Below are 24731 nucleotides of genomic sequence, written 5' to 3'. Positions count from 1 at the left end.
TCACTCGTCGGTGTCGTCAACGAAAGGCAGATCAAAGTTCTCGCCCTCGTCCACTGTCCGTTCCATCTCGGCGCGGATGCTGAACTGGGCCTGGTGCTCCCGGTACTTGGCCGGGCACACGCGGGCATAGATCGCCAGCACGGTGCGGGCGTCGGATTCCTTGGGCTCGCTGCCCTCGGCCCACATGCGCACGGTGCTGCTGTGCAGGCCGCACTTGCGGGCCACGAGGGACATGGACACGCCGGCAGCGCTGAGGTCACGCAGGATGCGGAACCAGTCGCGCTTCTTCCGGGTGTGCAGCGGTAGCGTGATGGTTGTGGTCATGGTGTGCTCCCAACGGCGGCCGGATCGGTGCCGGTCAGATCGTGATTCCTTTGTACGGGTCCGGCAGATCCGTCCTCAGCCTGCCGTTCTGGTCCTGCTGGATGCCGGGCGTGCCGGTGGGCTTCCAGACCTCGGGCTGTGGCTGCGGTGCAGGCTTGGGCGCCACGGGCGGCAGCTTGAAGTTGTCGGTGGGCTCGTTCGGGGTGCGCATGCTCATGCTCCTTCGATCAGTTGCTTGGCCACCGCGCGCAGGCGGTCGGCGGCGAGATCTCCGCGGGAGGCGCGGACCTTGTCGACGTGGTCGCGGCGCTCGCGGTTGGTGGCCATGCGGGCCACGCGCAGCGCTTCCTCATACCGGGCCGCGCACTCGGCGCGCCAGGCCTCGCTGGCGCTGTCCACGTGCTGGCTGGTGATGAGGGTGACGGTCTTCACTTCGACAGCTCCTCATGGCACGTCGCACACACGCGCTGGCGCAGCCCCTGGATGTGGCGCAGCTTGGAGCCGGTCTGCGAGGAAGGCTTGCCGCACACGGGGCACAGGAAGCGGATGTGCAGCCCAGGGCTCACCGGCGTCACCATGCTGGCGGCCTGGCCGCGTTGGTCGTTGTCGTGGCTCATGTCACACCATCACGAGGTTGGCCGGCTTCGTCTTGGCGCGCAGCAGCGCGTTGAGCCGGTTCTGGGTTTCCTGCTGGGCCTTGGCCATCTCGGCCTCGGTGAAGCCCTGCAGGCACTGGTCGTAGACGTCGATCACCTGGCGCAGCGCGATCAGGCCGGGGCCGTCCAGGCGCATGCCCTGCCCTGCCCGGTACCGCTTGGCGGCACCCACCATGGCGGCGATGGACTGATCGACCAGCGGCATGACCTCGTGGTCGAGCAGCTTGCCCATCAGCACCATGGTCTCCAGCGTGTTGATGGCGTCGGACAGACTGCGCCACTCTTCCTCGCCCGGGTGCTGGCCGGCGGCGATTGCCTCCAGCGCGGTGTGGAAGGTCAGCATCACGCGGTCGCGCTTGGCCTTGGGCGCGACCTGCATGCGCGTTAGCGGGTTAACCAGCTCGCGCGGGCGGCGGTGGCAGTGCTTTCTCATGCCGGCTCTCCCAGCAGCTCGCGCTGCGGCTGGTCAGCCGACACCGGCTGCAGTTCCACCGCGGCGAACCGCACGCAAGGCGTGGCGCTGTACTGCTTCACCACGGTGACCTGCACCACCTGCACATCGTCCTTCCACAGCACGCCGTTGCAGCCGTCGAAGACGGCCTTGATGACGTTGTCGATGTCCGGCTTCGTGGTGGGCATGACCTCGCCGTTGATGGCTGCGCGCTGCTTCTTCTGCGACCAGCTGCCTGGCACTTGGCACTCGACGGCCAGGCGCACATGGACTGGGCCTTGGAGCAACGGCCGACCCGCGAGTGCCATCTGCGCCGCGTGTGCCACCAGCCCCTCATACGCGACGGTCTTCGCGGGCGTTGCCATGCGCGAGAAGCCGCCGATCTTCACGATCTTGGCCCGGCCCTTGCCTTGAGGCTGCCCAGGGACGACGAAGGTGACGGCGCTCATGGTGCCACCCCGAACAGGCTCACCACGCTGGCGCAGGCCAGAACGGCGAAGAGCGTCAAGAAAACGTCCAGTAGGCCTTTGCGGTAGGCGGTGGCCACCACCCCCTTAGCTGCATCGCGTTCGGCGCTTGTGGGCTTGATGCGCAAGCGCTGGGGGCATTCGCGCCCCTGGTTGCAGCTGCCGTCGCAACAGAAGTTTTTCGAATGGTGGTTCACAGGGTTTCTCCTTACGCGATCCGCCAGACGCGCAGCGTGCCGTCTGGCTGGGTTTCGGTGGTGAAGCGCTCGCCGTTGTAGGCGCCGTACTTCGACGCGGCTTTGCGAGCGGCGGTGATCTCGGTGGCCTGGACGACGAAGGAGTCGCCGGGGCTCATGCGGTCGAAGGGCCAGCGCTTGAAGGCGCCTTGGCGGGCTGCCGGTGGCGGCACGTCGTGGGTGATGGCATGGGTCACCATGGCGCTGCCTCCAGCTCGTCCTGGACGTCGGCGATGTAGGGCCCATCGTCGAACTCGGCCTGCGGTGCGGGCTCGACCAGGGGTGCCTGGGCCGGCTCGTCGTGCACGCCCAAGGCATCGCGCCACATGGACCGCTGGGCCTCGGTCAGCTTCTCGCCGCGCTGCTCGCGATCGCGGAGCTTGTGGGCCCATTGGCGGCCGCCCTGCTGCCGGATGGCCTGGCGCAGCTTCTGGCCGATGGCGCGCTTTTCGTCGATCGTCATGGGCCGCTTGCGGGGCTTGGGCTGCTCCTGGCTGGCGCGCATGGCCCGACGGGCCTGGGCGTCGAGCTGCTCGTCGGTGATGCGGGCCCACTGGTGCGGCTGGGCCCATGCGTGGGCGCTGCAGCAGCGTCCGGCGGGGCCGTCCACGGACCAGGGGTTCGGGCAGCCACCGACACGGCACATGAGCGCGGCGTCGTGCTGCAGGGTCTCGTCGGCGATGCGCTGATCGCGTTTCGTGCTCATGCGGTTTGCTCCTTTGCGGCCAAGCGGCGCTTGACCTCGGCGAGGTACTGGCCCCGGGTCATGCCGCGGCCCGTGAGGGCGTCGGCGGCGTTCCAGCGGTTCATGCCGAGGTTCAGGGCCCGGTCCTCGACCTGGGTCCAGTTGCGGGTCCAGGCCTCGGGGTCCTGGGCGTCAAGCTGCTGCTGGGTGGGGGCGAGGCGCAGCTGTGCGGCCTCCTCGCGTCGGCTGGCCAGGACCGTGAGGACCCAGGCGAAGCCCTTGCCCTTGGCCACGGCCTCCTCGGCGATGCCCTCGAACTCCTCGACGGTTGCGCCCTGGGCGATGAGCGCCAGAAGGCGGGGGTCTCCGGGGTTGACCTGGGCCAGGCCCTTGGCCTTCATCGCCCGGCAGGCGAGTCCGGCGGGGGTGGGCTGGTGGCCGGTGGTGTCGGGCGATTCGTCACGTGAGCGCGCGCCAACAGTGCTGGCAGTAGCGCGCCCTATTTCTTCTTTTGGTGTCTGGTGTCTGGTGTCTGGTGTCTGGGTAGCCGTAGCAGGCGTTGCAGGTGCCGTTGCAGGTAACGGCTGCAAATGCCGTTTCACGAGCTCGCGCAACTCGCTCATGCTGACGTTCCAGGGGGCATGCTGGCCGGCATCAGTGAGCAGCTTAAAAAGCCGCGCACGCTCCTCGCGGTGGCGCTTCAAGCGGTTTGACTCGTTGGCCTTTTTGATCTCCCGCTCGGGCTCTCCATCGGCGTAGCGCGCGATCTCGGAATCACACCTTTCGTTGTGCCAGCCGTCGTCGGCCAGAACAAAAAATTCTTCGAGCACAGCGCTGACCGCATCACGTTCTGCCTTGCTGGAGGCTCGAACCAGGCGGCAAACCTGTTTCAGGTCCGCAGGGATCGGACGCTCGGTGCGGTAGTACACGCGCAGCAGACGCGAGTAGATGCCGTCCTCCAGCACGGACAGATGAGCTGTCGCGCTGTCGTAGTCGCCGATGTGATGCTCGTAGTAGTTCAAGGATCTGCCTCTGTTGATTCAGGCGGCGGCAAACAGTCCACCGCGGCTTCGCTCGAGCGCCGCGCTGCAGGCGGGGTTGAGCCAGACCACCTCGGTGCGCTCGCGTGCGCCATCGGCCATGGCGACGCGCTCGTGACGTTCCCAGTTGGCGAATAGCTGACGGTCGTAGAGTTCGCACGCGTATCCGCTCAGGACCACCATTCCCTTCAGGCTATGCAGCGTCGCTGCGAGCGCCTGATGGTCTTCGGTGGTCATTTCGTGGCGGTAGGCCTGGTCGTTGTGGCTCTTGATCGCCGAGCGCGTTTCGTGCGGATACGGTGGGTCCACGTAGAACAGCGTGCGCTCGGTGTCCTGTTGGGCCATCACCTCCAGAGCGTCCCTGTTCTCGATCACCACACCGCGGAGGCGCTCGGTGAATGTGGCCACATGCGCCGGGTAGTTCGTCCAGTCGATCTGGGCGGGCTGGGTCTGGCGATTCGCCTTCGCCCTGAAGCCGGTTCGGTTGTGCCGCAGCGTGGTCGTGCCGAAGCCCATGAAGCTGCGGACTAGCGTGCGCCGAGCGCCTTCCACTGGGTCTGTGGTCTCTGCGTATGCGTCTCGGAACTCATCCCGCGAGAACGGCGTCAAATAGAGGGCCTTTTGCAGCTGCTCCGCCAGATTGGCCTCCCGCAGCACGCGAAAGAAATTCACGACCTCGAGGTCAAGGTCGTTGTATATCTCCGCGTAGCTTCGGTCTTTCAATAGCAGCACCGACGCGCCGCCACCGAACGGTTCGACGTAGATGTGGTGCGGCGGAAAGAACTGCAGGATCCACGGCGCCAGGCGGAACTTGCCGCCGTGGTAGCGCAGCGCGGGGCGGGTGATGGCGGTCATTGCGCCCCCCACTGCACCGCCCGGAACACCTCCGGCACCGGCCGGGCGACGGGCTGCGCTTCCTTGCCGCGGCGGATGACCTTGGAGCAGTACTTGCAGACGCACTTCCAGCTACCGCGGGAAGCGACATGCCAGAAGGTGGAGTCCAGGGGCCACCAGTCGCCGCAGGCCTTGCACTGCTGCTCGGTGCCCAGCTCGGTGGCGCAGCGGCAGTTGTCGCCGCGGTGGCGGATGACCGCTTCGGTGGATGTGCTGGTCATGCCGACCTCGCCTTCAGCATGGCGTCGGCCAGCGTGTAAGCGCACCTCGCAAGGCCGGCGTTCTGCTCGGGATGGCTCGGGCCGAAGGCTGTGCCGCCGGGAACCATTCCAATCAGTGCCGCCATGGCCTTCGCCGCAAATTCGTCGCGCAGCTTGCGCGTCGTCGCGGGGTGTGTGATGGCAGTCACCTTGTGCAGGTTGTCGCGCAGGTTCGTGTACTGCGCATCAAAGTCGGGGCGCCAGCCCAGGCTGAAGAGCAGTTCGGCCAACTGGTAGTACGGCGCTTCGTAGTCGTGTTGGCTCATGCCCGCACTCCTTGCAGTTCCCGCAGCTCGGCCTGCAGCGCGGCGATGCGCTGGGCCTGGCTGTCCTTGAGAACGATCTCAGCGCCCATCTGCTCGGCAAGCCACTGCAGCGGGGCAAGCGAGCGCGTGCGGCGCATGAAGGTCACCAGCTTTTGTCCGTGGAGGCCGGCGGTGCCCTTGAGGATCTTGCTCATGTAGCTGTGCGAGACCGGAATGTCGTCGGCGACCTCGTAGTCGTCGGCGCCGGAGTTCTGCACGGCGTAGCGCAGGCTGGAGTCCCAGCTGCAGCGGCGGATGAAGGCGACGTTGGCCAGCTGCAGAGGGGGCAGCTCGATCACGTCGGAGAAGAAAGCGCCCGGAAGCGTCGAAGCCTTTTCAGTGCTGTCTCGATCTTTCCATTGGGCTGCGGAAAAACTTTGGTTCATGCAATCCCCATTGCGGTTGTTGAAGGCTGAAGGCCGGACGGCCTTCGGGGAGCGCACGACCCGATCCACCGTTGCATCCGCAATGGGGAACCGCCTCTGCAAGGCATCACAGGACATGCGCTCCCCGAAGGGAGCCAGGAAGGAAGAGATGAAGCGAGAACCAAACCGGGCCGAACACGACTGGGCCGCCGACAAGCTCTTGCTGCTGTGGGAGCTGGTGGCCAGGCGCCTGGCAGCGGACGGCCAGCCGGAGCTGGCGGCCAAGCTGAGGGCGTGGAGGTGAGCGCGCATGGCTCAGGCCTGGGCGGCTTCGCTGGGCGCCTTTTGGTCGCCAACCACTTCAGCGTGCAATTCCTGAAGGCGGCGGTAATTGCGGGAGAGAACATCGGCCACTTCTCCCCGATAGACCTTGCTGACGGTTGGCTGGCCCATGCCGGTTTTTTCGGCGATCTGAGCCTGGGTCATACCGGCACCCAGCAGGGCGATGACGTAGTCGCGTGCTTCCATGGCTTGCATTCCTTTGGGACTATTGTGCCAGTCCTGCGGGAATATTCAAGTGGGATTAAATCCCCCTCATGGCAAGAGAACTCATGACGCTGGGCCAAAGACTCCAGCACGCGCGAAAGATGCGGCACATGACACAGGCGCAGCTAGCCGAGGCTGCCGAGCTTGGACAGCCGGCCGTGTCCAAGATTGAGAAGGGTGATACCCAGGAGACCCCAGCAATCGCGCGGCTCGCTGCAGCCGTGCAGGTGCCAACCGCGTGGCTCGAACGTGGCCTTGGGCCCGAACCAAATTGGTCATCCCCCGCAGTGGGGGTGGCTCATTCAGTGAGCCAGTTGGTCGTCGAGACTGTCCCAACAATGACGTGGGAGCAGATCCAGATGACAGATCGGGACAAGCTGCCGCCGGTGTTTCGGGTCCAGATTGATGACGCGGCCATGGCGCCGCGCGTGCCGTCTGGTGCGTGGGTGCAGTTCGACCGCCGCGTGACTCCGCGACCTGGCGACGGAGTGCTGTTGAGGGACAGCACAGGTGGAGTGTGTTTCAGGTACTACCGGGCGGGGAGGCCTGGATGTTGGGAAGCACACGCCGAGAACGCGGCCTATGCGCCGCTTGACAGTCAGCGCGACGGCCTTGAAATCCTGGCAGTGCTGACTGCAGTCGAAGGGAGGTGGTCATGAGGAAAGCGGCGCTCGCGGCCTTGATGTCGGTGCTTGCGGGATGCTCACACGCTCCTTCTGAGCTTGAGCGCTGGCAGGCTGTCTCAGCAGAATTGGCGCGCACTCCGCTGCGCTATGACTACGCTTACGCGGATGGAAGGTCTGCGCCAAATACCGCGCCCGCCGACGTTAGAGCCGCCACGGACGCAAAGATCGAACGCAGTTGTCTGGAAGGCCCAAAAGAGTCGTTTGATGTCTTCAGACGCAGTTTCCTTCTTGCTCCGGACATCGCCAGAGCTTCCCAAGCCGCGGAGTTCGGCAGGTTTTCGGACATCTTTGATCAACAGTTCCCGCAGTGCTTGGCAAGGCTTGGATTTCAAGGGCAAGCGTTCTGGGAGTGGGATGGCCGCCGACTGAATACCGTGGAGTTCAGCCGCGTGATCATCAACCATGCCTCCGCGAAGCCCGCCGCGCCGGCACGGTTCTTCCTCATTGGTGGGTGCGGCTCAAGAGGCGGGCCAGGCTACAGACGCCCGGATGGGCAATGCGCTAGCTGGCAAGACTGAGTACAAGCACGAACCACAAGCCCGCGCCCTAGCGGGCATTTTTTTGCGTGCAAATATTCCTACAAGCTTGACAAGGAATATTCCTGCGCGCATAGTTGATCCCAACGCGCCACCCCGGCGCACTTGGGAGCAAAACATGAACCGACTTCGCGAAATCGCATCGTCGCCATCGCTGTGGATGGCCCTGGTGTGCGCGCTGATGCTGTGCAATCTGCTCACCGGCTGCGGCGGCGGTGGTGACGACGACGAGGACCAGCGGCAGAGCAACCTGCCCGTGGACTGCAAGGCTCATCCGGAGCAGTGCAAGTGAGCGCCGCGCTGAAGGCCGAACTGGCCAAGCGCCTGCGAGAGGCGAACGACTACCTGGCTGCTGCCATGGAGCACCGCGCTCTGGCAGCGGAGCCGGAAAAGACGCTGATGCAGCGCGAGTACCACGCCACGCGTGAGCTGCAGTTCCTCGACCAGTCCGCGGCAGCCCGCAAGCTGGCCAATGCTGCCCGCCGCCAACTGACCGATCGGGTGCCGGCATGAACGCCGTCACTCTGGACCAGATGGCCGACATGGACGACACGGCCCGCTTCGCCTGCAAGTTGTCTGAGGCTGAGCTCGACGAGTTCATCCACAACCGCGATGCCCGCGTTTTCCACCTGGCGGTTCGTCCGCGCGGTGGCCAGCGCATTGAGATGCCGGTCATCGGCCAGCGCAGCGGCGACATCGCGGAATGGGCGCTGGAGTTCTTCGGCGCCGACAGCTTTGTCTCCGTGAGGCCCGCATGAAGCGCCGCGCCTACCCCTTCGCACCGCAGGTCATCACCTGCTTCCGCCGCCGCGGCCCGCTGGAGCTGCTGCGCGACCTCTTTCAACGACTCTTCAACCGGAGCCTCTGATGTCCGAAATCGCCCCCGTCAACCAGACGGCCATCGCAGCAAACACCGACCTCGGCAATCCGTCGGCGTTCCTGTTCGACTCCGAGCGCATGACGGCGCTGATGGAGTTCTCCAACCTCATGTCTCGCGGCAGCGTCACGGTGCCCAAGCACCTGCAAGGCAAGCCGGCCGATTGCATGGCCATCACGCTGCAGGCGATGCGCTGGCGCATGGACCCGTACATCGTGGGCAGCAAAACGCACCTTGTGAACGGGAACCTGGGGTATGAGGCACAGCTCGTCGTGGCCGTGCTGAAGAACTCCGGCGCGGTCAAAGGCCGGCCGCACTACGAGTTCCGCGGCGAAGGCAACAATCTGGAGTGCCGCGCCGGATTCATCCCCGCCGGTGAAGATGCTGTGCTGTGGACCGAGTGGCTGTCCATCAGCGGCATCAAGGTGAAGAACTCGCCACTGTGGCAGACGAACCCCAAGCAGCAGTTCGGCTACCTGCAGGCCCGCAACTGGGCTCGTCTGTATGCGCCCGACGCGCTGCTGGGTGTCTACACCGAAGACGAGCTGCAGGTGATGCCGTCGCAGCCGTCGGTGCGCGATATGGGCCAAGCCGAGGAAGTCGCCCGCCCCGCCCTGCCCGCCTATCCGCAGGCCGACTTCGACAAGAACTTGCCTGGCTGGCGCAACGTGGTCGAGTCCGGCCGTAAGAGCGCCCCGGACCTGCTGGCCATGCTGCAGACCAAGGCCACTTTCTCCGCTGAGCAGCAGGAAGCCATCCTGGCGCTGGGCGTGATTGAGCAGGATGCCGCCGAGGTGGACGACCCGTTCGTCCGCGACATGGAAGCTGCCGAGGGAGAACAGCAATGAAGATCCACAACCTTCGCCAAGGCAGCCCCGAGTGGCTGGCCTATCGCGCCCAGCACTTCAACGCCAGCGATGCGCCGGCAATGATGGGCGTGTCTCCCTACAAGACGCGCGCCGAGCTGCTGCGCGAGCTGCACACGGGCGTGGCCGCCGAGATCGACGAGGGCACACAGCGCCGCTACGACAACGGGCACCGCGCCGAGGCGCTGGCCCGGCCGCTGGCCGAGGAGTTCATTGGCCAGGAGCTGTACCCGGTCACCGGCTCGAATGGCCGCTTGTCCGCCAGCTTCGACGGACTGACGCTGGACTATTCCATCGGCTTCGAGCACAAGGCGCTGAACAACGAGCTCCGCGAATGCTTCCGCCGCGTTGCGACTCCGGAGTACCGCGAATGCGATCCCGGCCGCGAGCTGCCCATCTATCACCGCGTGCAGATGGAGCAGCAGCTCATGATCAGCGGCGCCGAGAAGGTGCTGTTCATGGCCAGCCAGTGGAACGGTGAGGAGCTGGTGGAGGAGCAGCACTGCTGGTATTTCCCGGACGCAGCACTGCGCGCCGAGATCGTCGCCGGCTGGGACCAGTTCGCCAAGGATCTGGCAGCCTACAAGCTGCCCGAAGCCGCAGAGCCTGCACCGGTCGGAAAGGCACCTGAAGCGCTGCCGGCGCTGCTGATCGAGGTCACCGGCAAGGTCACCTCCAGCAACTTGGCCGACTTCAAGCGCACAGCCCTGGCCGCCATCGGCTCGGTGAACCGTGACCTGAAGACCGACAAGGACTTCGCCGACGCCGCCAAGGCGGTGAAGTGGTGCTCCGAAGTGGAGGAGCGCCTGGCCGCCGCCAAGCAGCACGCGCTGAGCCAGACCAGCAGCATCGACGAGCTGTTCCGCACCATCGACGAGATCAGCGGCGAGGCACGCCGCGTGCGGCTGGACCTGGACAAGCTGGTCACCCGCCGCAAGACGGAGGTCAAGGAAGAGGCGGTTGTCCGCGCCCGGGCGGCGCTGCACGACCACTACGCGGTACTGAATGCAGAGCTGGCACCCGGTGCCTCGCCCATCCTGCCGACGCCCCTGGTGGACTTCGCTGGCGCCATCAAGGGACTGCGCTCTTTCGACAGCATGCAGGAGGCGCTGGACACCCTGCTGGCCAAGTCCAAGATTTCCGCAGACATGGCCGCCCGCGCTGTACGCTCCAACATGGCGGCACTGCGTGAGCAGGCTGACGGCTTCGGCTTCCTGTTCCCGGACCTGCATCAGATCGTCACCAAGGCGCCGGAAGACTTCGCCATGGTGATCCGCGCTCGCATCGCCGAGCACAAGCAGGCCGAGGCAGACAAGGTCGCAGCCGCGAAGGCGGCGGAAGAGCAGCGCCAGGCGCGACTGGATGCCGACCGCAAGGCCCGGATCGATGCGCGCATCGCTCAGTTGGAAACAGCGCTGGTGGAGTACGGCCCGCTCCCCTCCGGCGCCATCGACGCCAAGCGTATGGCCATCATGGCCAACGAGCCCAGCGAAGACCTTTATGGCGACCGCTTGGCCGAGGCCGTGAAGCTGCGCTCCCAGGTGCTGATCGCGCTGGGTGAGCAGCACCAGGCCGCCCTGGTCCGTGAGGAAGCTGCAGCGCAGGCAGCCCGCGATGAGCTGGCAGCCAAGGCCGCAGCCCAGGTCGCCGCCGAGGTGGTGCCTGTGGCTACGCCGATGCCACCGGCGGCAGCGCCCGTGCACCGCGCTCCGGTCGCTGAGGTTCCAACGCTGAAACTGGGCGTCATCAACGAGCGCCTGGGCTTCGTCATGACGTCGGATTTCCTGGCCAGCCTGGGCTTTACCGCTCACACGGACCGCTCGGCCCGGCTGTATCGCGAAGGCGACTTCTCAGCGATCTGCGCCGCGATCTCGGCGCACGTCCTGGCAGTGGCCGCCGAGATCGAACAGGCCGTCTGATCAACGGGGCGGAATGCGCAGGCTGATGCGAGCGGCGCGGCGCCGCGGCCAACTGGAACACCACCGGACCCGCTGAAACAGAGCGAAAGAGTCATGCCGGGATCAGCTCCGGCCCGCCCCACCCTTTACCCACCTACCGAGACCACACACCATGAGCCTGATCCTCTTTTTCGACACGGAAACCACCGGCTTTCCGGACTTCAAAGCACCCAGCGAGGCCAAGCACCAGCCCCACCTCACGCAGGTTGGCGCGATCCTCGTGAACGAGTCCACCCGCGAAGAGGTGGACATGATGGACGTGCTGGTCAAGCCGGACGGCTGGGTCATTCCGGAGGAGGCGGCAACGCTCACCGGAATCACCACCGAGCGAGCGCTAGCAGAAGGCATCCCGGAAGCGGAGGCCGTGGAGAAGTTCATGGCCATGCATGCCCGTGCTGGCGGCCGGATCGCATTCAACGAGGCCTTCGACATGCGCATCCTCCGCATCGCCCTGATGCGGTACCGCGATCAGGAAGCTGCCGACGCATGGAAGGCCGCACCCGCGCTGTGCGCCGCAACCGCTGCCACGCCGATCTGCAAGCTGCCGCCCACGGCCAAGATGATCGCCGCGCGCCGCAATCATCCGAAAACCCCCAAGCTGTCCGAGGCCTACGAGTTCTTCACCGGCCGCAAGCTCGAAGGCGCACACAGCGCAATCGTGGACGTACGCGCCCTGATGGCGGTCTGGTGGGCCATCCAGGACGGCATCCGCGAGCGCGTTGTGCTCGACCAGGCCGCCGCCTGACAACAGTTTCCCCGGGCTTTGACGGCGGGACAGCGGGCCTTTCCTCCCTGGGCCGACCTCCTCCATTCCCCGCCTGAGCCCGTTTTTCTTCCAACCACTCCAGCAGGAGATCACATGAGCACCCTCCCCACGCTGTTTGAGCAGCACATCGACGGCAGTTTCACGGTGAGCGACCAGGTGCCAAGCCGCAACCCGGATCGGATGGAGCCGACCTTCTACGTGCGGCATCCCGACAACTCGTTCTCGGTGTTTGACCCGGCGGTGCACTGCCACGCCATTGCGAGCTGAGCCCAGCCGCTCAGGGCCTGCTGGGCCCTGGCGAGTGGATTCAATGGAGGACCACATGACCGACAAGACACCGGAAGCGCTGGAGATTGCAGCTTGGCTAGAGCAAGGCCAAGGCCGTTGGCACTCTCGTGCGCCTCAAATTCTCCGCCGCCAGCACCAGCGGATTGAGGAGCTGGAGAAGGCGCTGTTAGAAGCCGTCTGCTCGCTCAATGACTACCGAGCTGGCATCGAATGGCATGAAGATTATGACGGAGTGGCCTTAGAGGTCGCCCACGCCCTCCTCTCAACCACCCAAGCCCGGGAACACCAACCAGGGTGCGATGCGTTGGGCGGATATGGGCATGGCGTCGGCCCATGCTCGTGCACCCTCTCCACCACCCAACAAGAGGACAGCCAAGCATGCGGAACATGAGCTTTGCCCTCACCGTGCCCCAAATCCAGGCCGGAACGAAGGATGTGACGCGACGCCTGGGCTGGCTGCAACTCAAGCCCGGCGAGCTCATCCGCCCGGTGCGCAAGTGCATGGGCCTACGGCCCGGCGAGACCATCGAGCCGTTGCGCGCACCTCTGCGGGTGGTGGATGTGCGCCGCGAGCCCTTGCGGATGATGACCGACGACATGGATTACGGCTTCGAGGAAGTGCGGCGCGAGGGCTTCGCTCTCCACCCTACCTACTGCTGGCCCACCGAGTGGATCGCCATGTTCTGCAAGACCCACAAGGGCTGCGAGCCGTCCACCATCATCACCCGAATCGAGTTCGCCTACACCGAGGATTGAACCATGACCACCAACATCACTATGGAACTTGCGGAGGCACTTCAGGCGCTTCTGGATGAGCAAAACGGGCCTCCGCTTGAGGTCTTTGCGGACCAATGGAACGAGGCCGTCAAAAGGTCCCGTTCTGCCCTTGCCGCATACGCCGCCCTCGCCTCTGCCCCTGCACAGCCGGTGGCAGCGATGGATGAGCAGTGGGCCGACTTCCAGAGCCAGTTGACCGCCATTCACGGCATGGCCGAGGGTGAAGTTCGTCGCGCCGTGTTTAAGCTCGCGACTGCCTTTGCCGAGGTCCGCGCCCTCGCCGCCCAGGCAGCGCCGAAGGTGCCGGGCCACACGTCAATCTCGACTGAAGAACTGGTGGAACGCATCGGCGAAGCACATGACGCGAGCCTGGATGATGACCACCGGGGCGCGCGTCAAATCCTCAGCGTGCTCATGCATGATCTTGTCCGCACCACCGAATACTCTGCCACCTCGCCAGAAGCCAAGGCGCAGGTATCAACGGAACCCCCGCCCGCTCATAGTCTGCCCGATTGGGACGAATGCAAAGCGCGCGTCGATTCCGGCACGGCCACGCACCTGCATCAGTTCATCTACGACCACGACGACGCTGACCCGAATAGGTCTGGATGGTTCCTGTACCGCCTGGAGCAGGTGATCGAGGAAGCCAAGGCGCAGGCGGTTCCGAAATGTAAAGTGGTGGAAGTTGGCTTTCGTTGGGACGGCGACGCGCTTCACCACGTGCCGCAACTTGTAGTCGAGTTTGACCCGGTGCCCATGGACAGCCCTATTGGCGCTAAGGGTTGGAAGGACCGTGATGCGTTGCATCGACTGCTTGCCGCCGCCCCTCGGCCTCCCAAGCAAGAAGAGCGCAAGCCGCTGACGGATGAGCAGATCGTCGATCTGCAAGATAAGTATGTCGGTCTCCCTTCAGCCTCGTATCCGCTGACGACTAGTGATTGGGTCAATTTCGCACGCGCCATTGAAGCCGAACACGGCATCCGCTCCACTGGAGGCGAGCATGAGTGACCGGGAACTGCTGAAGGTGGCCGCACTGGCAATCGAAGAGCACGCTGCATGGGTGGAACGCAATGAGGCGCGGGCGGCCTTGAGGCGCAAGCTCAAGGCGGCTGACGTGGATCGCTTTCCACTCACCGAAAGCGATTGGGATCCAGACGAGTGGGCAGAGTGGCAGGTGCTGCTCGGCGCCGCGAGTAAGGCGCAGGCGAAGCTGGGGGTGCGCCGTGTCGCCACACGTCGAGCCATCACTCGTGGTGTCATCTGCGCCAAACCTGAAACCAAGGCGCAGGCGGTGCCGGAAGGGTGGAAGCTGGTACCGGTGGAGCCCACGGAGGCGATGGGGATCGCGGGTGGCATCGCACTGGAGGCGTCTTCGGCGCATGACATTATTGGCCCGCTGATTGATGCTTGGTCCGCCATGCTCGCCGCCGCCCCTCAGCCCGCCACCAGCGAGCAGCGCAAGCCGCTGACGGATGAGCAGTTGCAGGAGTTGAAAGCGAAACACCTCTGGAAACCTTACGTAGCCCAAGAGTGGGTCGAGGAAACCGACAGCCGCCCGGGCTATTACAAGGAAGTCCAGCGCGGATATGACGATTTCATTGGGTTCGCCCGCGCCATCGAAGCTGCCCACGGCATCCGCTCCACTGGAGGCGAGCATGAGTGACCAGATCACCACCGAGCAGCGAGCCGATGCAGCAGTGTTGGCGCAGCAAATGGCGAAGGCAGCCGGGAAGACTCATCCCGTCGTGATGGTCGTGGCGTGCTCGATGCTGATCGAGCTGGCCTACATGACTAGCTTCCCGGATGAATACATCGACTGGAAGAACGCCAACGACCGCCGCGCCGCCATGTCTGAGGGAGGCGAGCATGCCAATCAAGCCTGAGAACCGCGCCCGCTACCCGGCGAACTGGAAGCAGATCCGCGCATCAATCCTGGAGCGTGCTGGCCATCGCTGTGAGCGCTGCAAGGCGCCAAACCGACAGCGCATTGCACGCGGCGGCGGGGACGATGCGGGTACCTACATGCTGGACACCGCCGAGGTCTTCAGCGATCAGACCGGCGAGCGCCTGGGCCAGATCCACATGAGCGACTACGACGTGGCGCGGATGGTGAACGTGGTGCTGACCATCGCTCACATGGACCACGTGCCGGAGAACTGCGATCCCGCGAACCTGCGGGCGTGGTGCCAGAAGTGCCACCTGTCTCACGACGCCCAGCACCACCGGGCCAATGCCCAAGCCACTCGCCGCGCCCGTAAAGCGCTGGCGGATTTGTTCGAGGGAGGCGAGCAAGCATGAGCTACTGCCCCCGATGGATCAGCCAATCCTATGAGGAATGGATGAACGACATGGCAACTGATGTGACAGATCCGCCACCGCTGAGTGGCAATGCACGTCAGCGTCGAAAGCTGCTGCGAGCCTGGAGATACGGCCACGCCGTGAAAGGAATCCGATGACCGACCACATCACACGCCTGAAGGAGGCGCTGGAGGGCGTGGCACCAGCGGGGTCATGGTCGCGCCATGGTGCCACTGTCGAGATTGAAGAGTCGGACGAGTGGGCGCGGGTCACTATCCAGTGCCGCGCCAACAAGCTCATCAATCGCAAAGTTGCCGCGTATGTGGCTGCCGCCAATCCTGACTCGATCCGCGAGCTGCTTGCCGAGCGCCAATCCATGCTGGAGAAGCTGGAGCAGGAAAACGCCGCGCGCCGCCAGGCTCAGGAAGAGAACGTAGAACTGAAGGCAAGGCTTGCATCGCAGCGCGTGGAATTGATGCGTGAGCTGCGGGGAAAGATGGAACAGGCGGACAAGGATGCGAGGCGCTGGCAATGGTTCTGCAACAACGCCAGCAGTGGAAGCATCGGTTTCAGTAGCTCAAGCTGGTTTGACGCCAGCGACTTACGGGATGGCACGGCATCAAGAATCATCGACGCAGCCATCGCTTCACAGGAAGGGGGACGGGATGGCTGACCTAATTCTGTCCAGCCTGGAGATCGAGGCGCTGACTGGCTACAAGCAGCCGGCCATGCAGCTCACCGCTCTGAAGGCCCAGGGCTTCCACCGCGCCCGGCGCAATGCCGCCGGCCAGGTGGTGCTTGAGCGGGCCCACTACGATGCCGTGTGCACTGGCCGCGAGCAGACAGCGCCGCCTCCAGCCCTTCGCCCCGTCAAGCCTCCGCGCCTTCGCACCGTCACATGATCCGCAAGCTTGGCTCCCTGCCCCGCCGCGTCTACCAGAAGCACGGGGCCTTCTATTTCGTCACCATCGAGCGCAAGTGGATCCGGCTGTGCTCCGTCGCCGACGGCATGGCCGCGATGTATGAGGCCCTGGCCGCCACGCTCAAGGCTGACAACACCCACGACAGCATGCCCGCCGTGATCGGTCGCTGGGTGGATTCCAAGCGCGGCGAGTGGGCGGACAAGACTGCCACGGACCAGGAACGGATCTCCAAGGTGATGGCCGAGGCATTCGCCGACTTGGCGCCGGCCCAGGTGACGACGCCGGTGTGCGCCGAATACCTGAAGAATTTTTCCGAGACCCCGCGCACCTACAACTTGCACAGGACCATGCTGCGGCAGGTGCTGGCCTTCGCTGCGCTGGAGGGCCTGCGCGAGGGATTCAACCCCATCGACAACGTGCCGACCAAGACGCTGGCCGGCCGCAAGCGCCTGGTGACGGACGCGGAGATCGCCGCTCTGAAGGTGGCTGCCATGCAGCAGGCCCGCAACGGAGAGGCGCTGGTGCAAATGATCGACCTGGCCCTGCTGACCGGGCAGCGCATCGGCGACCTGATCAAGATGCGGTGGCAGGACGTGACCGACGATGGCCTGCTGGTCGAGCAGGGAAAGACCGGCCAGCGCCTGCTGATCCAGTGGAGCCCAGCGCTGCGGGCCGCCATCGAGGCATGCGCCCGCGGCGACAAGATCGGGCACGTGCTCAAGACTCAGAGCGGCCGGGGTTACCAGTACGCCGGGATCCGCAGCGCCTGGGTGCGTGCATGCGAGCGAGCAGGCATCAAGGATCTCAACATCCACGACTTGCGTGGCCGGGCTGGGATGGATGCGCGAGAGGCTGGCAGCCTGGAGGCTGCGAAGGAGCTGCTGGGGCACAAGTCCATTCGCATGACAGAGGCCTACGTGGACGGCAAGGCGCCGCGCAAAGCGAAGCCTTCGCGCTGAAAGTTAGACAGTGTCTAACTTCTGGTGCAATCGCAGGGGGTTGTGGCGCAGCTAAGCTGTTGATTTGCTTGGCCTGCCCGGAGGGACTCGAACCCCCGACCTGCTGCTTAGAAGGCAGCTGCTCTATCCAGTTGAGCTACGGGCAGACAGACACATCGGCACCTGAAATAAATCAGGCCCTCCTCGGCATTCCCATGCCGGCAGAGGGCCCGAATTGTGCCATGCCGCCGGCCTGACGCCGGCGGCCGATGCATGCATCAGATCAGCACATTGACAATGGCGTTGCCGATGCCCATCAGCGCTGCGCCCGAGATCAGGCCCGCGCAGATCGGCTCACATCCGTCCACCCAGCGGCGCCAGCCGGCCGTGCCGGGCGTCTTGTAGACCTTGGCCGCCACGAAGAAGATCATCGCGCCGATCCACATCGCGAAGGTCGACTCCGGCGGCAGCACCACGCCCAGGCCGATCGACACCGACGACAGCGGGAACTTGCCGCGCGTGACCAGGCGCAGCACCTCGATGATCACCGCAGCCGCAGCCGCCACGCCCATCGTGATCAGTGCCGACGCCGGCAGGCTGTGCAGCCCGTTGGCGATGATCTCGGCCACACCCTTCCACTGCACCGCCGCCGGCATGGCGAACTGGTCGGAAATGATGGAGGCCGTCGAGCGCACGCCCTCGGCATTCTTCGGCACGAACAGCAGGAAGAACAGCGGCACGCAGGCCAGCACGCCCGCGAAGATGCCGATCACGTGGCCAATGGCCTGGTGGCGCGGCTTGCCGCCCAGCATGTAGCCCGGCTTGATGTCCGACAGCAGGTTGGCCGCGTTGGAGGCAATCTCCGCCGTCATGCCCGCGGGCACGAGGTTGGACGCCGGGTTGCTGCGGTCGATCGCGCCCATGGTGAACTGGGTGATCTTGGACAGCGCACCCGTCGGCGTCCAGGAGGTCAGTGCCATCGAGTTGGTGCAGATCACCGTCAGCACCAAGATCAACGGCAGCGACACCAGCGCCAGCATCATCGGCACGCCAAAGAAGACGTGGCCGGTCCAGGCCGACAGGAAGCCAAACACCGGCACGCCGATGTAGGACACCCACAGCGGCACTTCAATGTGCGCCAGCAGGTCCGGGCCCTTGTCCTTGTTCTTGTTGCGGTTGGTCAGCGACTTGAACGCATTGGTGAAGATGTCCGGCTTGGCCAGCAGGCTGGTCACCGAACCGGCCACCATCATGGCCACGCCCCACCACATCGACCACTGGTTCACGATCTCCACCCGCGAGATGGGAATCACCGCGCCATTGGGGCCCACGCGCTGGACGATGTCGCCGGCGTTGATCATGATCGGCGCCAGCACGGCGAAGTTCACGAAGGCCCCCAGCAGGCAACTGGTGGCCACGGCAATGCCCATCAGGCCACCCACACCCAGCATGGCCACGTCCAGCGTCAGGCGCAGGCCCAGCACGCGGAAGTCCACGCCCATGATCTTGGGGATCCAGGCGTCCGCCTTCACCGCCCAGCTGTAGTAGTACTGGTCCAGGCGTTCATGGAAGGTCCAGGGCTCCTTCATGCCGGCCCACTGGTCCATGCGCAGCAGCTTGAACTGGATCAGCTTCATCCAGCCATCGCTGACGATGGCCTGGTAGAACGCGGCCAGTCCCGCCACCTTGGCCAGCAGCGCCGCCTTATACAGGCCCTCGCCGCCTTGCCCGGTGTAGAGCGAATCCAGCACCACGCCGCAGGCGCGCCCTTCCGGGAACGGCAATTGGTCTTCATTGATGAAGCGACGCTTCATCGGGAAGGCCACCAGCACCCCGGTGATCGAGCTCAGGACCATCCAGATCATCATCTGCCACCACGGGATGATGCGGTCCACCACCAGCATGTAGGCCACCAGGCTGGAGATCAGCGGGGTCACCACATAACCGGCCGCCGTGGCGATGGACTGGGTGCAGTTGTTCTCCAGGATGGTGTAGTCATCGGCCCAGCCCATCTGATTGAGCAGACGGAACATGGCGAAGGCCAGGATCACCGACGTCAGGCCCACGCCCACACTGATGCCGGTCTTGGCGCCGATGTAGAGCGATGTGGCGGCCAGGATGCCGCCCAGGAAAAAACCGGTCAGGCCGGAACGCAGCGAGAGCTGCGCCATGTCACCGCGGAAGACGTTCTTGAACCACCACTCGTCTTTTTGGGCCCGCGTCCAGGTGCGGACCTGTTCGTCGGTCAAGTGCTGTAGCGCCATGCTCTGCTCGATCCTTCGTTACGCCCGTTGTCAGGCTTGTGGCCAGGATCGGGCGTTCTTTTGAAACAAAAAAACAGCGCGCATTGTCCCAGTCCGTCATCGGCCTGACATCGCCAGGAAACAAGGGTTTCCCCTTAATTTCCGGGCCTAAACGCGGTGGATGTGCGAGGGCGACTCGTGCGGTCGCGTCCGATCACGTGCGGATACAGAGCAGCAGTGCTTGTTCACCAAGCAAGGCTCAAGCCCGCTGAGGCACCCCGGCAGCAGAGGGAGTGCGGCGCAGACGCCGCATCAGCGCCGCCCGCAGCGGCTCGTCGTACAAGCGCAGCGCCAGTTGCGCAAGCACGCCGGCCAGCAGCATGGTCAGCACCGCCAGCAGCGGTTTGGGCACGTCGCTGATGTTCAGGTCCCGCGCCAGGCGCAGCAGCGGCTCATGCAGCAGGTAGAACGGGTAAGACAAGGCGCCCAGCCATTCGAGCCCGCGCAGGCTGATGCTGTGCGGCTGCACATCGGCCGCAGCGCCAAACGCCACGATCAGCGGCAGCACCGCGAGCAGACAGACCAGATCAAACACCGGCTCATGCCGCCACCAGGGGCACATCAGCACCCCCAGCAGCACCAGCATCGGCAGCGTCCAATGCACCTGCGGAAGGCGGCGATGAATACCACTGCGGCAGATGCACATGCCCACCACAAAGGGAAAGGCCACCCGCACGACACCCAGCACGAAGTTGCGCGGCCCATCAAACCCGATCGGGTCCACGCCGTTTTGCAGCAGCACCGCTCCGGCCAGGGCCACCCCCAGGGCGCCCACCAACGCCACCACAGCAGCCGGCTTGAGCGGTCGACCGTATTTGGTGTGCAGTCCGTAGACCGCATTGGCACAGAGCTCGAAGAACAGCGACCAGATCGGGTTGTTCACCGGATAGGCCTGGAACTGGTACTTCAGGCCCATGGGCATCAGCACAAAGGCCGAGGCAATCAACAGCAGGGTCTGCTTCCAGGCCAGATCGCCGCGCAGCAGAGCCAGCAGCAGCACCACCGCGCCAACGGCAATGCCCAGCGCGATCATCGGGTAGAGGCGGATCAGCCGCATGGCGAAGAAGCGCTGAATCGACAGCCCCGGCACCTTGCGGTCATAGGCAAACGCCACGACAAAGCCGCTCAGGCAGAAGAAAAAGTCCACGGCCAGTGACGCGTGAAAGGGCTTGTAGCCCAGCTTGAGCAATTGGCTGGCATGCAGCACCGCCACGCAAAGCGCTGCCACGCCGCGCATGCCGTCGAGCACCACATACCGTTTCGTGTCCTGATCCAGCATTCCCATGTCCCAAACAGTTGGAGTGACGCAGGCAACGGCCAAGGGTTGCCCCCACTCTGAAAACCGCATCTTGCATCGCGATTGCTGCATTGCAGCATGCCGCCTCCCCTTTTTTTGGGGACGCCTCCAGCCTCAGGGTCTCCCCGGGGCGATCTCCAGTTGCCGGATCTGCCCCGCTCTCCGATACTGTTTCGAAACGCCGTTTTAAAAAATAGAACATGACATCCTCTCCCGCCGCTGCCGGCCTGGACACCGTGCTCTTGACCGGCGCTGCCGGCACCCTGGGACGGATGCTGCGGGCGCCGCTGGGCACCGCATGCCGCCGCCTCATCCTGAGCGACCTGCGCCCACTCGAGGGTCCGCTGGCCGATCATGAAGAAGACCGCCCCTGCGATCTGACCGACCGGGCCGCCGTCCAGCGACTGCTGCAAGGCGTGGATGCGGTGGTGCATCTGGGCGCCCATTCCGTGGAAGCGCCCTTCGAGCAAATGGCCCGCGCCAATCTGGACGGCGTGTTCCACCTCTATGAAGCCGCACGCCTGGCCGGCACGCGGCGCGTGGTCTTCGCCAGCTCCAACCATGTCACCGGCTGCTATCCGCAGGGGCATCCGCTGGACCCGACCGATCCAGCCCGCCCGGACGGCTACTACGGCGTCACCAAGCTGTTTGGCGAAGGCATGGCGCAGTTGTACTGGTATCGCTATGGCGTGGAATCGGTGTGCCTGCGCATCGGCACCTGCCTGCCCGAGCCGCCGGACCGGCGCGCCCTGTCCACCTGGATCAGCCCTCGCGACCTGTTCAGCCTGGTCTGCGCATCGCTGCGAGCGCCGGAGGTCGGCTGCCTGGTCACCTATGCCATTTCCGACAACCCAGCCCGCTGGTACAGCGACACGGGCTGGGCCCAACTGGGCTACCAGCCGCAGGACAGCGCCGAGCCCTGGCGCGACCAAGTCGGCGACAAGGTGTTCCCGGAAGACAGTCTGATGGCCCGCCTGCAGGGCGGCAGCTTCCTGGGCATTGGGCCCTTTGACCCGCCTGCATGACCCGCCTGCATGAACCGCCTGCAGTCCTGTCCTTCCAACAAGAACCCACGGAGACCGCACGATGCAACGAACTGGAACGGCCCTCAGCCCCCTGCCCGCTCGCGGGCGCCCTGAAGGGTCCATCGCCCATGACGCCGCAGGGAGCGCGCGACGGCCCCTTCGCTGGGTCACGGCCCTGACCCTTGCGCTGGCGGCGACCACCCCCGCCATGGCGGTCGAGTTCCGCTCCGCCGATGTGCACAACAGCGACGACTACCCCACCGTTGCCGCCGTCAAGCACATGAGCGAGGTGCTGAACCAGCGCAGCGGCGGCAAATACAAGATCAAGGTCTTCAACAAAAGCGCCCTGGGCACCGAAAAGGAGACGCTGGACCAGCTCAAGATCGGCGCCCTGGAGATGAATCGGGTGAACATCAGTTCCCTCAATTCCATCTGCCCCAAGAGCCTGGTGCCCACCATGCCCTTCCTCTTCCACTCGGTCGCCCACATGCGCAAGGTGCTGGACGGCCCGATTGGCGAAGAGATCTTGAAGGGCTGTGAATCCCAGGGCATGGTCGGCCTGGCGTTCTATGACAGCGGGTCCCGCTCGATCTATGCCAAGAAGGCTGTACGCACCCCCGCGGACAGCAAGGGCCTGAAGATCCGCGTGCAGCAATCGGAGCTCTGGGTGGCCATTGCCTCCGCCATCGGCGCCAATGCCACGCCGATGCCCACCAGCGAGATCTACACCGCACTCAAGACCGGGCTGATCGATGCGGCGGAAAACAACATCCCGTCCTATGCCGGTTTCAAGCACTATGAAGCGGTGAAGGTCTACTCGCTCACCGAGCATTCCATGGCGCCGGAGATGCTGCTGATGTCCAAGCTGGTGTGGGACAAGCTCTCCAAGGCCGACCAGGATCTGTTCCGGGCCGCGGCGAAGGAATCGGTCAGCTTCCAGCGGCAGCGGTGGGACGAACAGGAAGCCAAGGACAAGGCGCTGGTGCAAAAGGCCGGGTCCCAGATCGTGACCGACGTGGACAAGGCCGCCTTCAAGGCAGCCATGGCGCCGGTGTACGCGCGGTTCATCAACACCCCGGACCTGCAGCGCCTCGTCAAGGCCGTGCAGGACACGCCATGAGCGTCCTCCCCATGACGGCGCCGGCAGCGTCCCGGCATCCCTACACGCGGTTGTGTGCCTGGCTGTCGAAGATCAGCCTGATGGCGGCCGTCGGCATGCTGGTGGTGATCATCGTGGCGGTGCAGGTGCAGGTGGTGGGCCGCTATTTGTTCAACGACACCCCGACCTGGGCCGAGGGTCTGGCCCTGCAACTGGTGCTGTATGTCACCGCGCTGGGCGTGGCCGTGGGCGTGCGGGATGCCGGCCACATCGGCCTGGAGTCGCTGGCCGCGTTGCTGCCAGAGGCGTGGCGGCTGAAGCTGGAACTGCTCATCCACGCGCTGGTGGGGGTGTTTGGTGGCCTGATGACCTGGAGCGGCTGGACCTGGACCCGGCTGAAATGGGACGAACTCGACCCGATGCTGGGCGTTCCCGTCGGCCTGGACTACCTGGCCCTGGTGATTGCCGGTGTCCTGATCGTGCTGTTTTCGATGGAGCACATGGTGGCGCTCATCCGTCGTGAAGAGGTGGTGCCCTCATGGAACTGACTGTCTTGCTGGTGAGCTTTTCGGTGTTGCTGGTGCTGGGCGTGCCGGTGGCGTTCTCCATCGGCCTCGCCTCGGTGGCCACCATCCTGGCAGCGGGCCTGCCGATCGCCGTCGTGTTCCAGAAGATGGTCGGCGGCATGCAGATCTTTTCCTTCCTGGCCATCCCGTTCTTCATCTTTGCCGGGGAGCTGATGCTTTACGGCGGCATTGCCGACCGCATCGTGCGCTTTGCCAACTCCCTGGTGGGCCATGTGCGCGGCGGTCTGGGCATGAGCAATGTGCTGGGCTGCACCTTGTTTGGCGGCGTGGCGGGCTCTCCACTGGCCGATGTGTCCGCCATGGGCTCGGTCATGATTCCGCTGATGAAGAAGGAAGGCTACGACGCGGACTATGCGGTGAACGTCACCACCCATGCCGCCCTGGTGGGCGCCCTCATGCCCACCTCCCACAACCTCATCATCTTTACCCTGGCAACGACCGGGATCGCGTCGGTCAGTGTGTTCAGCCTGATCCTGGCGGGCGTCATCCCTGCGCTGCTGCTCACCGTCTGCAACCTGGCCGCGGCCTACTATGTGGCCGTCAAGCGCGGCTACAGCACGCATGGACAGTTCCCGGGCTGGAAGGAAGTGCTGGTGGCCCTGCTCGGCGCCATGCCGGGCCTGCTGGTGGTGGTGATCATCCTGGCCGGGATTCTGTCCGGCATCTTCACGGCCACCGAGTCGGCCGCCACCGCGGTCTTCTGGGCGCTGCTGGTGACCGTGCTGGCCTATCGCAGCCTGAGCTGGGAGCACTTCCTCAAGGCCTGCGCCAAGGCCTGCAAGACCACCGGCGTGGTGCTGTTCCTGATCGGCATCTCATCGGCCTTCGGCTACTTCATGGCGCTGTACGAAGTGCCGCAGAAGACCGGCGACCTGATGAAGTCCATCACCAGCGAGCCGTGGGTCATCTTCCTGATGATCAACCTGCTGCTGTTCGTGCTGGGCACCTTCCTGGACATGGCCGCGACCATCCTCATCTGCACGCCGATCTTCCTGCCGATTGCCAGCCAGTTCGGCATGGACCCGGTGCAGTTTGGCATCGTGATGCTGATCAACTGCGCACTGGGGCTGAACACCCCGCCGGTCGGTGTCACGCAGTTCGTGGGATGCGCCATTGGCGGCGTCTCGGTGGGCCAGGTGATGCGGTCCATCCTGCCGTTCTATGGGGCGCTGGGAGTGACCTTGATGCTGGTGACCTATGTGCCCAGCCTGTCGCTGTGGCTGCCGAGACTGTTCAATCCGGCGGCAGGCTAAGGCGGGTTGCGGTGGAGCGAGACCC

At 64.9% G+C, this 24731-nt stretch carries 40 protein-coding genes and 1 tRNA gene; 23 read left to right on the top strand and 18 right to left on the bottom strand.

All coding sequences use genetic code 11. The features are described 5' to 3' along the window. Genes DES44_RS10680 through DES44_RS10625 form a run of 14 tightly spaced genes read right to left on the bottom strand, consistent with a single transcriptional unit; the run spans position 1 to position 5704 of the window. Positions 1-324, bottom strand: a complete 324-nt coding sequence (locus tag DES44_RS10680; protein ID WP_058934927.1) for a hypothetical protein — start codon at positions 322-324, stop codon at positions 1-3. A 34-nt stretch (positions 325-358) separates the two neighbouring features. Further along, positions 359-535 carry a hypothetical protein gene (locus tag DES44_RS25035; RefSeq protein WP_157592950.1) on the bottom strand — a complete coding sequence of 59 codons (177 nt, stop codon included), beginning with the start codon at positions 533-535 and terminating at the stop codon, positions 359-361. 2 nt (positions 536-537) lie between these two features. Beyond that, complete coding sequence (locus tag DES44_RS10675) at positions 538-756, bottom strand: DUF7696 family protein (protein ID WP_058934926.1); 219 nt, start codon at positions 754-756, stop codon at positions 538-540. Beyond that, the gene (locus DES44_RS10670; RefSeq protein ID WP_058934925.1) at positions 753-941 is read right to left on the bottom strand and encodes a hypothetical protein; all 189 of its coding nucleotides are present in this window, start codon (positions 939-941) and stop codon (positions 753-755) included. Before DES44_RS10670 ends, DES44_RS10675 begins: the two co-directional genes overlap by 4 nt. Before the next feature lies 1 nt (position 942). Beyond that, positions 943-1359 (bottom strand): hypothetical protein, encoded by a 417-nt coding sequence (locus tag DES44_RS10665; protein ID WP_058934924.1) that lies wholly within the window; start codon positions 1357-1359, stop codon positions 943-945. A gap of 50 nt (positions 1360-1409) precedes the next feature. Next, positions 1410-1880: a RusA family crossover junction endodeoxyribonuclease gene (locus DES44_RS10660; RefSeq protein WP_058934923.1), complete on the bottom strand. Its 471-nt coding sequence runs from the start codon at positions 1878-1880 to the stop codon at positions 1410-1412. Beyond that, the gene (locus DES44_RS24645) at positions 1877-2095 is read right to left on the bottom strand and encodes a hypothetical protein (RefSeq protein WP_058934922.1); all 219 of its coding nucleotides are present in this window, start codon (positions 2093-2095) and stop codon (positions 1877-1879) included. Before DES44_RS24645 ends, DES44_RS10660 begins: the two co-directional genes overlap by 4 nt. A gap of 11 nt (positions 2096-2106) precedes the next feature. Then, entirely contained in the window at positions 2107-2334 is a 228-nt protein-coding gene (locus DES44_RS10655; RefSeq protein ID WP_058934921.1) for a hypothetical protein, read from the bottom strand. Then, positions 2328-2840: a hypothetical protein gene (locus DES44_RS10650; protein ID WP_058934920.1), complete on the bottom strand. Its 513-nt coding sequence runs from the start codon at positions 2838-2840 to the stop codon at positions 2328-2330. The genes DES44_RS10655 and DES44_RS10650 overlap by 7 nt, the downstream gene beginning before the upstream one ends. Next, positions 2837-3841 carry a YdaU family protein gene (locus tag DES44_RS10645; RefSeq protein ID WP_058934919.1) on the bottom strand — a complete coding sequence of 335 codons (1005 nt, stop codon included), beginning with the start codon at positions 3839-3841 and terminating at the stop codon, positions 2837-2839. The genes DES44_RS10650 and DES44_RS10645 overlap by 4 nt, the downstream gene beginning before the upstream one ends. 18 nt (positions 3842-3859) lie before the next feature. Continuing rightward, complete coding sequence (locus DES44_RS10640) at positions 3860-4714, bottom strand: DNA adenine methylase (RefSeq protein ID WP_058934918.1); 855 nt, start codon at positions 4712-4714, stop codon at positions 3860-3862. Further along, positions 4711-4974, bottom strand: coding sequence for a hypothetical protein (locus DES44_RS10635; RefSeq protein ID WP_058934917.1), 264 nt, complete (start codon positions 4972-4974; stop codon positions 4711-4713). The genes DES44_RS10640 and DES44_RS10635 overlap by 4 nt, the downstream gene beginning before the upstream one ends. Continuing rightward, a complete protein-coding gene (locus tag DES44_RS10630) occupies positions 4971-5279 on the bottom strand; it encodes a hypothetical protein (RefSeq protein WP_058934916.1) in 309 nt (102 codons plus the stop codon). Before DES44_RS10630 ends, DES44_RS10635 begins: the two co-directional genes overlap by 4 nt. Continuing rightward, positions 5276-5704: a hypothetical protein gene (locus DES44_RS10625; RefSeq protein WP_058934915.1), complete on the bottom strand. Its 429-nt coding sequence runs from the start codon at positions 5702-5704 to the stop codon at positions 5276-5278. The genes DES44_RS10630 and DES44_RS10625 overlap by 4 nt, the downstream gene beginning before the upstream one ends. Positions 5705-5852: 148 nt before the next feature. Between DES44_RS10625 and DES44_RS25830 the strand changes: the two genes are divergently transcribed. Further along, the gene (locus DES44_RS25830) at positions 5853-5987 is read left to right on the top strand and encodes a hypothetical protein (RefSeq protein WP_257720736.1); all 135 of its coding nucleotides are present in this window, start codon (positions 5853-5855) and stop codon (positions 5985-5987) included. Between the two features lie 11 nt (positions 5988-5998). Here the strand turns inward: DES44_RS25830 and DES44_RS10615 are convergent, their stop codons facing one another. Further along, complete coding sequence (locus tag DES44_RS10615) at positions 5999-6211, bottom strand: helix-turn-helix domain-containing protein (RefSeq protein ID WP_058934913.1); 213 nt, start codon at positions 6209-6211, stop codon at positions 5999-6001. Between the two features lie 68 nt (positions 6212-6279). Here DES44_RS10615 and DES44_RS26060 point away from each other — a divergent pair, with 68 nt between their 5' ends. The 18 genes from DES44_RS26060 (at position 6280) to DES44_RS10545 (ending at position 17163) form a co-directional block, all read left to right on the top strand. After that, a complete protein-coding gene (locus DES44_RS26060; protein ID WP_058934912.1) occupies positions 6280-6888 on the top strand; it encodes a LexA family transcriptional regulator in 609 nt (202 codons plus the stop codon). After that, positions 6885-7433, top strand: a complete 549-nt coding sequence (locus DES44_RS24640) for a hypothetical protein (protein WP_147307047.1) — start codon at positions 6885-6887, stop codon at positions 7431-7433. Before DES44_RS26060 ends, DES44_RS24640 begins: the two co-directional genes overlap by 4 nt. 136 nt (positions 7434-7569) lie before the next feature. Beyond that, positions 7570-7743, top strand: a complete 174-nt coding sequence (locus tag DES44_RS25030; protein WP_157592949.1) for a hypothetical protein — start codon at positions 7570-7572, stop codon at positions 7741-7743. Next, the gene (locus DES44_RS10605) at positions 7740-7964 is read left to right on the top strand and encodes a hypothetical protein (protein WP_058934911.1); all 225 of its coding nucleotides are present in this window, start codon (positions 7740-7742) and stop codon (positions 7962-7964) included. The genes DES44_RS25030 and DES44_RS10605 overlap by 4 nt, the downstream gene beginning before the upstream one ends. After that, positions 7961-8209, top strand: coding sequence for a hypothetical protein (locus tag DES44_RS10600; RefSeq protein WP_058934910.1), 249 nt, complete (start codon positions 7961-7963; stop codon positions 8207-8209). The genes DES44_RS10605 and DES44_RS10600 overlap by 4 nt, the downstream gene beginning before the upstream one ends. Positions 8210-8318: 109 nt before the next feature. Next, positions 8319-9176 (top strand): RecT family recombinase, encoded by an 858-nt coding sequence (locus DES44_RS10595; protein ID WP_058934909.1) that lies wholly within the window; start codon positions 8319-8321, stop codon positions 9174-9176. After that, a complete protein-coding gene (locus DES44_RS10590; RefSeq protein WP_058934908.1) occupies positions 9173-11113 on the top strand; it encodes a YqaJ viral recombinase family protein in 1941 nt (646 codons plus the stop codon). Before DES44_RS10595 ends, DES44_RS10590 begins: the two co-directional genes overlap by 4 nt. A gap of 151 nt (positions 11114-11264) precedes the next feature. Next, on the top strand, positions 11265-11897 hold the full coding sequence (locus DES44_RS10585) for a 3'-5' exonuclease (protein ID WP_058934907.1): 633 nt from the start codon (positions 11265-11267) through the stop codon (positions 11895-11897). Between the two features lie 114 nt (positions 11898-12011). Continuing rightward, entirely contained in the window at positions 12012-12185 is a 174-nt protein-coding gene (locus DES44_RS25025; protein ID WP_157592948.1) for a hypothetical protein, read from the top strand. Between the two features lie 55 nt (positions 12186-12240). After that, positions 12241-12597 carry a hypothetical protein gene (locus tag DES44_RS24635; protein ID WP_147307046.1) on the top strand — a complete coding sequence of 119 codons (357 nt, stop codon included), beginning with the start codon at positions 12241-12243 and terminating at the stop codon, positions 12595-12597. After that, positions 12594-12962, top strand: coding sequence for an ASCH domain-containing protein (locus DES44_RS10580; protein ID WP_198164944.1), 369 nt, complete (start codon positions 12594-12596; stop codon positions 12960-12962). The genes DES44_RS24635 and DES44_RS10580 overlap by 4 nt, the downstream gene beginning before the upstream one ends. 3 nt (positions 12963-12965) lie before the next feature. Continuing rightward, the gene (locus DES44_RS10575) at positions 12966-13991 is read left to right on the top strand and encodes a replication factor C small subunit (protein WP_058934905.1); all 1026 of its coding nucleotides are present in this window, start codon (positions 12966-12968) and stop codon (positions 13989-13991) included. Next, a complete protein-coding gene (locus DES44_RS10570; protein WP_058934904.1) occupies positions 13984-14646 on the top strand; it encodes a hypothetical protein in 663 nt (220 codons plus the stop codon). The genes DES44_RS10575 and DES44_RS10570 overlap by 8 nt, the downstream gene beginning before the upstream one ends. Next, positions 14639-14866 carry a hypothetical protein gene (locus DES44_RS10565; RefSeq protein ID WP_058934903.1) on the top strand — a complete coding sequence of 76 codons (228 nt, stop codon included), beginning with the start codon at positions 14639-14641 and terminating at the stop codon, positions 14864-14866. The genes DES44_RS10570 and DES44_RS10565 overlap by 8 nt, the downstream gene beginning before the upstream one ends. Beyond that, positions 14850-15281 carry a hypothetical protein gene (locus DES44_RS10560; protein ID WP_058934902.1) on the top strand — a complete coding sequence of 144 codons (432 nt, stop codon included), beginning with the start codon at positions 14850-14852 and terminating at the stop codon, positions 15279-15281. The genes DES44_RS10565 and DES44_RS10560 overlap by 17 nt, the downstream gene beginning before the upstream one ends. A 154-nt stretch (positions 15282-15435) precedes the next feature. Beyond that, entirely contained in the window at positions 15436-15954 is a 519-nt protein-coding gene (locus DES44_RS10555) for a hypothetical protein (RefSeq protein ID WP_058934901.1), read from the top strand. Then, a complete protein-coding gene (locus DES44_RS10550; RefSeq protein ID WP_058934900.1) occupies positions 15947-16183 on the top strand; it encodes a DUF4224 domain-containing protein in 237 nt (78 codons plus the stop codon). Before DES44_RS10555 ends, DES44_RS10550 begins: the two co-directional genes overlap by 8 nt. Continuing rightward, on the top strand, positions 16180-17163 hold the full coding sequence (locus DES44_RS10545) for a tyrosine-type recombinase/integrase (RefSeq protein WP_058934899.1): 984 nt from the start codon (positions 16180-16182) through the stop codon (positions 17161-17163). The genes DES44_RS10550 and DES44_RS10545 overlap by 4 nt, the downstream gene beginning before the upstream one ends. A gap of 69 nt (positions 17164-17232) precedes the next feature. Here the strand turns inward: DES44_RS10545 and DES44_RS10540 are convergent. The 3 genes from DES44_RS10540 to DES44_RS10530 all read right to left on the bottom strand — a co-directional run bounded on the left by DES44_RS10540 (position 17233) and on the right by DES44_RS10530 (position 20724). Then, positions 17233-17309 (bottom strand) — tRNA-Arg (locus DES44_RS10540). Between the two features lie 111 nt (positions 17310-17420). Continuing rightward, the gene (locus tag DES44_RS10535; protein WP_083525542.1) at positions 17421-19406 is read right to left on the bottom strand and encodes an OPT family oligopeptide transporter; all 1986 of its coding nucleotides are present in this window, start codon (positions 19404-19406) and stop codon (positions 17421-17423) included. 238 nt (positions 19407-19644) lie between these two features. Next, positions 19645-20724, bottom strand: coding sequence for an acyltransferase family protein (locus tag DES44_RS10530; protein ID WP_058934897.1), 1080 nt, complete (start codon positions 20722-20724; stop codon positions 19645-19647). A 218-nt stretch (positions 20725-20942) separates the two neighbouring features. On the opposite strand from DES44_RS10530, the gene DES44_RS10525 reads away from it, so the two are divergent. The 4 genes from DES44_RS10525 (at position 20943) to DES44_RS10510 (ending at position 24706) form a co-directional block, all read left to right on the top strand. Further along, entirely contained in the window at positions 20943-21767 is an 825-nt protein-coding gene (locus DES44_RS10525; RefSeq protein WP_058934896.1) for an NAD-dependent epimerase/dehydratase family protein, read from the top strand. 208 nt (positions 21768-21975) lie between these two features. Beyond that, on the top strand, positions 21976-22887 hold the full coding sequence (locus tag DES44_RS10520; RefSeq protein WP_058934895.1) for a TRAP transporter substrate-binding protein: 912 nt from the start codon (positions 21976-21978) through the stop codon (positions 22885-22887). Then, positions 22884-23414, top strand: coding sequence for a TRAP transporter small permease (locus DES44_RS10515; protein WP_058934894.1), 531 nt, complete (start codon positions 22884-22886; stop codon positions 23412-23414). The genes DES44_RS10520 and DES44_RS10515 overlap by 4 nt, the downstream gene beginning before the upstream one ends. Further along, entirely contained in the window at positions 23405-24706 is a 1302-nt protein-coding gene (locus DES44_RS10510; protein WP_058934893.1) for a TRAP transporter large permease, read from the top strand. Before DES44_RS10515 ends, DES44_RS10510 begins: the two co-directional genes overlap by 10 nt. The last annotated feature ends 25 nt before the right edge of the window (positions 24707-24731 follow it).

The organism is Roseateles depolymerans (genome assembly GCF_003387155.1).
Classification (GTDB): domain Bacteria; phylum Pseudomonadota; class Gammaproteobacteria; order Burkholderiales; family Burkholderiaceae_C; genus Roseateles; species Roseateles depolymerans.
The sequence above is the reverse complement of the archived record's forward strand: the minus strand, read 5'-3'. Positions and strand labels throughout refer to the sequence as shown.

Coding starts and splice junctions, on each gene's coding strand:
- DES44_RS10680 (WP_058934927.1), bottom strand. CDS start 324: ATGACCACAACCATCACGCTACCGCTGCACACCCGGAAGAAGCGCGAC.
- DES44_RS25035 (WP_157592950.1), bottom strand. CDS start 535: ATGCGCACCCCGAACGAGCCCACCGACAACTTCAAGCTGCCGCCCGTG.
- DES44_RS10670 (WP_058934925.1), bottom strand. CDS start 941: ATGAGCCACGACAACGACCAACGCGGCCAGGCCGCCAGCATGGTGACG.
- DES44_RS10665 (WP_058934924.1), bottom strand. CDS start 1,359: ATGCAGGTCGCGCCCAAGGCCAAGCGCGACCGCGTGATGCTGACCTTC.
- DES44_RS10660 (WP_058934923.1), bottom strand. CDS start 1,880: ATGAGCGCCGTCACCTTCGTCGTCCCTGGGCAGCCTCAAGGCAAGGGC.
- DES44_RS10655 (WP_058934921.1), bottom strand. CDS start 2,334: ATGGTGACCCATGCCATCACCCACGACGTGCCGCCACCGGCAGCCCGC.
- DES44_RS10650 (WP_058934920.1), bottom strand. CDS start 2,840: ATGAGCACGAAACGCGATCAGCGCATCGCCGACGAGACCCTGCAGCAC.
- DES44_RS10640 (WP_058934918.1), bottom strand. CDS start 4,714: ATGACCGCCATCACCCGCCCCGCGCTGCGCTACCACGGCGGCAAGTTC.
- DES44_RS10635 (WP_058934917.1), bottom strand. CDS start 4,974: ATGACCAGCACATCCACCGAAGCGGTCATCCGCCACCGCGGCGACAAC.
- DES44_RS10630 (WP_058934916.1), bottom strand. CDS start 5,279: ATGAGCCAACACGACTACGAAGCGCCGTACTACCAGTTGGCCGAACTG.
- DES44_RS10625 (WP_058934915.1), bottom strand. CDS start 5,704: ATGAACCAAAGTTTTTCCGCAGCCCAATGGAAAGATCGAGACAGCACT.
- DES44_RS25830 (WP_257720736.1), top strand. CDS start 5,853: ATGAAGCGAGAACCAAACCGGGCCGAACACGACTGGGCCGCCGACAAG.
- DES44_RS10615 (WP_058934913.1), bottom strand. CDS start 6,211: ATGGAAGCACGCGACTACGTCATCGCCCTGCTGGGTGCCGGTATGACC.
- DES44_RS26060 (WP_058934912.1), top strand. CDS start 6,280: ATGGCAAGAGAACTCATGACGCTGGGCCAAAGACTCCAGCACGCGCGA.
- DES44_RS24640 (WP_147307047.1), top strand. CDS start 6,885: ATGAGGAAAGCGGCGCTCGCGGCCTTGATGTCGGTGCTTGCGGGATGC.
- DES44_RS25030 (WP_157592949.1), top strand. CDS start 7,570: ATGAACCGACTTCGCGAAATCGCATCGTCGCCATCGCTGTGGATGGCC.
- DES44_RS10600 (WP_058934910.1), top strand. CDS start 7,961: ATGAACGCCGTCACTCTGGACCAGATGGCCGACATGGACGACACGGCC.
- DES44_RS10595 (WP_058934909.1), top strand. CDS start 8,319: ATGTCCGAAATCGCCCCCGTCAACCAGACGGCCATCGCAGCAAACACC.
- DES44_RS10590 (WP_058934908.1), top strand. CDS start 9,173: ATGAAGATCCACAACCTTCGCCAAGGCAGCCCCGAGTGGCTGGCCTAT.
- DES44_RS10585 (WP_058934907.1), top strand. CDS start 11,265: ATGAGCCTGATCCTCTTTTTCGACACGGAAACCACCGGCTTTCCGGAC.
- DES44_RS25025 (WP_157592948.1), top strand. CDS start 12,012: ATGAGCACCCTCCCCACGCTGTTTGAGCAGCACATCGACGGCAGTTTC.
- DES44_RS24635 (WP_147307046.1), top strand. CDS start 12,241: ATGACCGACAAGACACCGGAAGCGCTGGAGATTGCAGCTTGGCTAGAG.
- DES44_RS10580 (WP_198164944.1), top strand. CDS start 12,594: ATGAGCTTTGCCCTCACCGTGCCCCAAATCCAGGCCGGAACGAAGGAT.
- DES44_RS10575 (WP_058934905.1), top strand. CDS start 12,966: ATGACCACCAACATCACTATGGAACTTGCGGAGGCACTTCAGGCGCTT.
- DES44_RS10570 (WP_058934904.1), top strand. CDS start 13,984: ATGAGTGACCGGGAACTGCTGAAGGTGGCCGCACTGGCAATCGAAGAG.
- DES44_RS10565 (WP_058934903.1), top strand. CDS start 14,639: ATGAGTGACCAGATCACCACCGAGCAGCGAGCCGATGCAGCAGTGTTG.
- DES44_RS10560 (WP_058934902.1), top strand. CDS start 14,850: ATGCCAATCAAGCCTGAGAACCGCGCCCGCTACCCGGCGAACTGGAAG.
- DES44_RS10555 (WP_058934901.1), top strand. CDS start 15,436: ATGACCGACCACATCACACGCCTGAAGGAGGCGCTGGAGGGCGTGGCA.
- DES44_RS10550 (WP_058934900.1), top strand. CDS start 15,947: ATGGCTGACCTAATTCTGTCCAGCCTGGAGATCGAGGCGCTGACTGGC.
- DES44_RS10545 (WP_058934899.1), top strand. CDS start 16,180: ATGATCCGCAAGCTTGGCTCCCTGCCCCGCCGCGTCTACCAGAAGCAC.
- DES44_RS10535 (WP_083525542.1), bottom strand. CDS start 19,406: ATGGCGCTACAGCACTTGACCGACGAACAGGTCCGCACCTGGACGCGG.
- DES44_RS10530 (WP_058934897.1), bottom strand. CDS start 20,724: ATGCTGGATCAGGACACGAAACGGTATGTGGTGCTCGACGGCATGCGC.
- DES44_RS10525 (WP_058934896.1), top strand. CDS start 20,943: ATGACATCCTCTCCCGCCGCTGCCGGCCTGGACACCGTGCTCTTGACC.
- DES44_RS10520 (WP_058934895.1), top strand. CDS start 21,976: ATGGCGGTCGAGTTCCGCTCCGCCGATGTGCACAACAGCGACGACTAC.
- DES44_RS10515 (WP_058934894.1), top strand. CDS start 22,884: ATGAGCGTCCTCCCCATGACGGCGCCGGCAGCGTCCCGGCATCCCTAC.
- DES44_RS10510 (WP_058934893.1), top strand. CDS start 23,405: ATGGAACTGACTGTCTTGCTGGTGAGCTTTTCGGTGTTGCTGGTGCTG.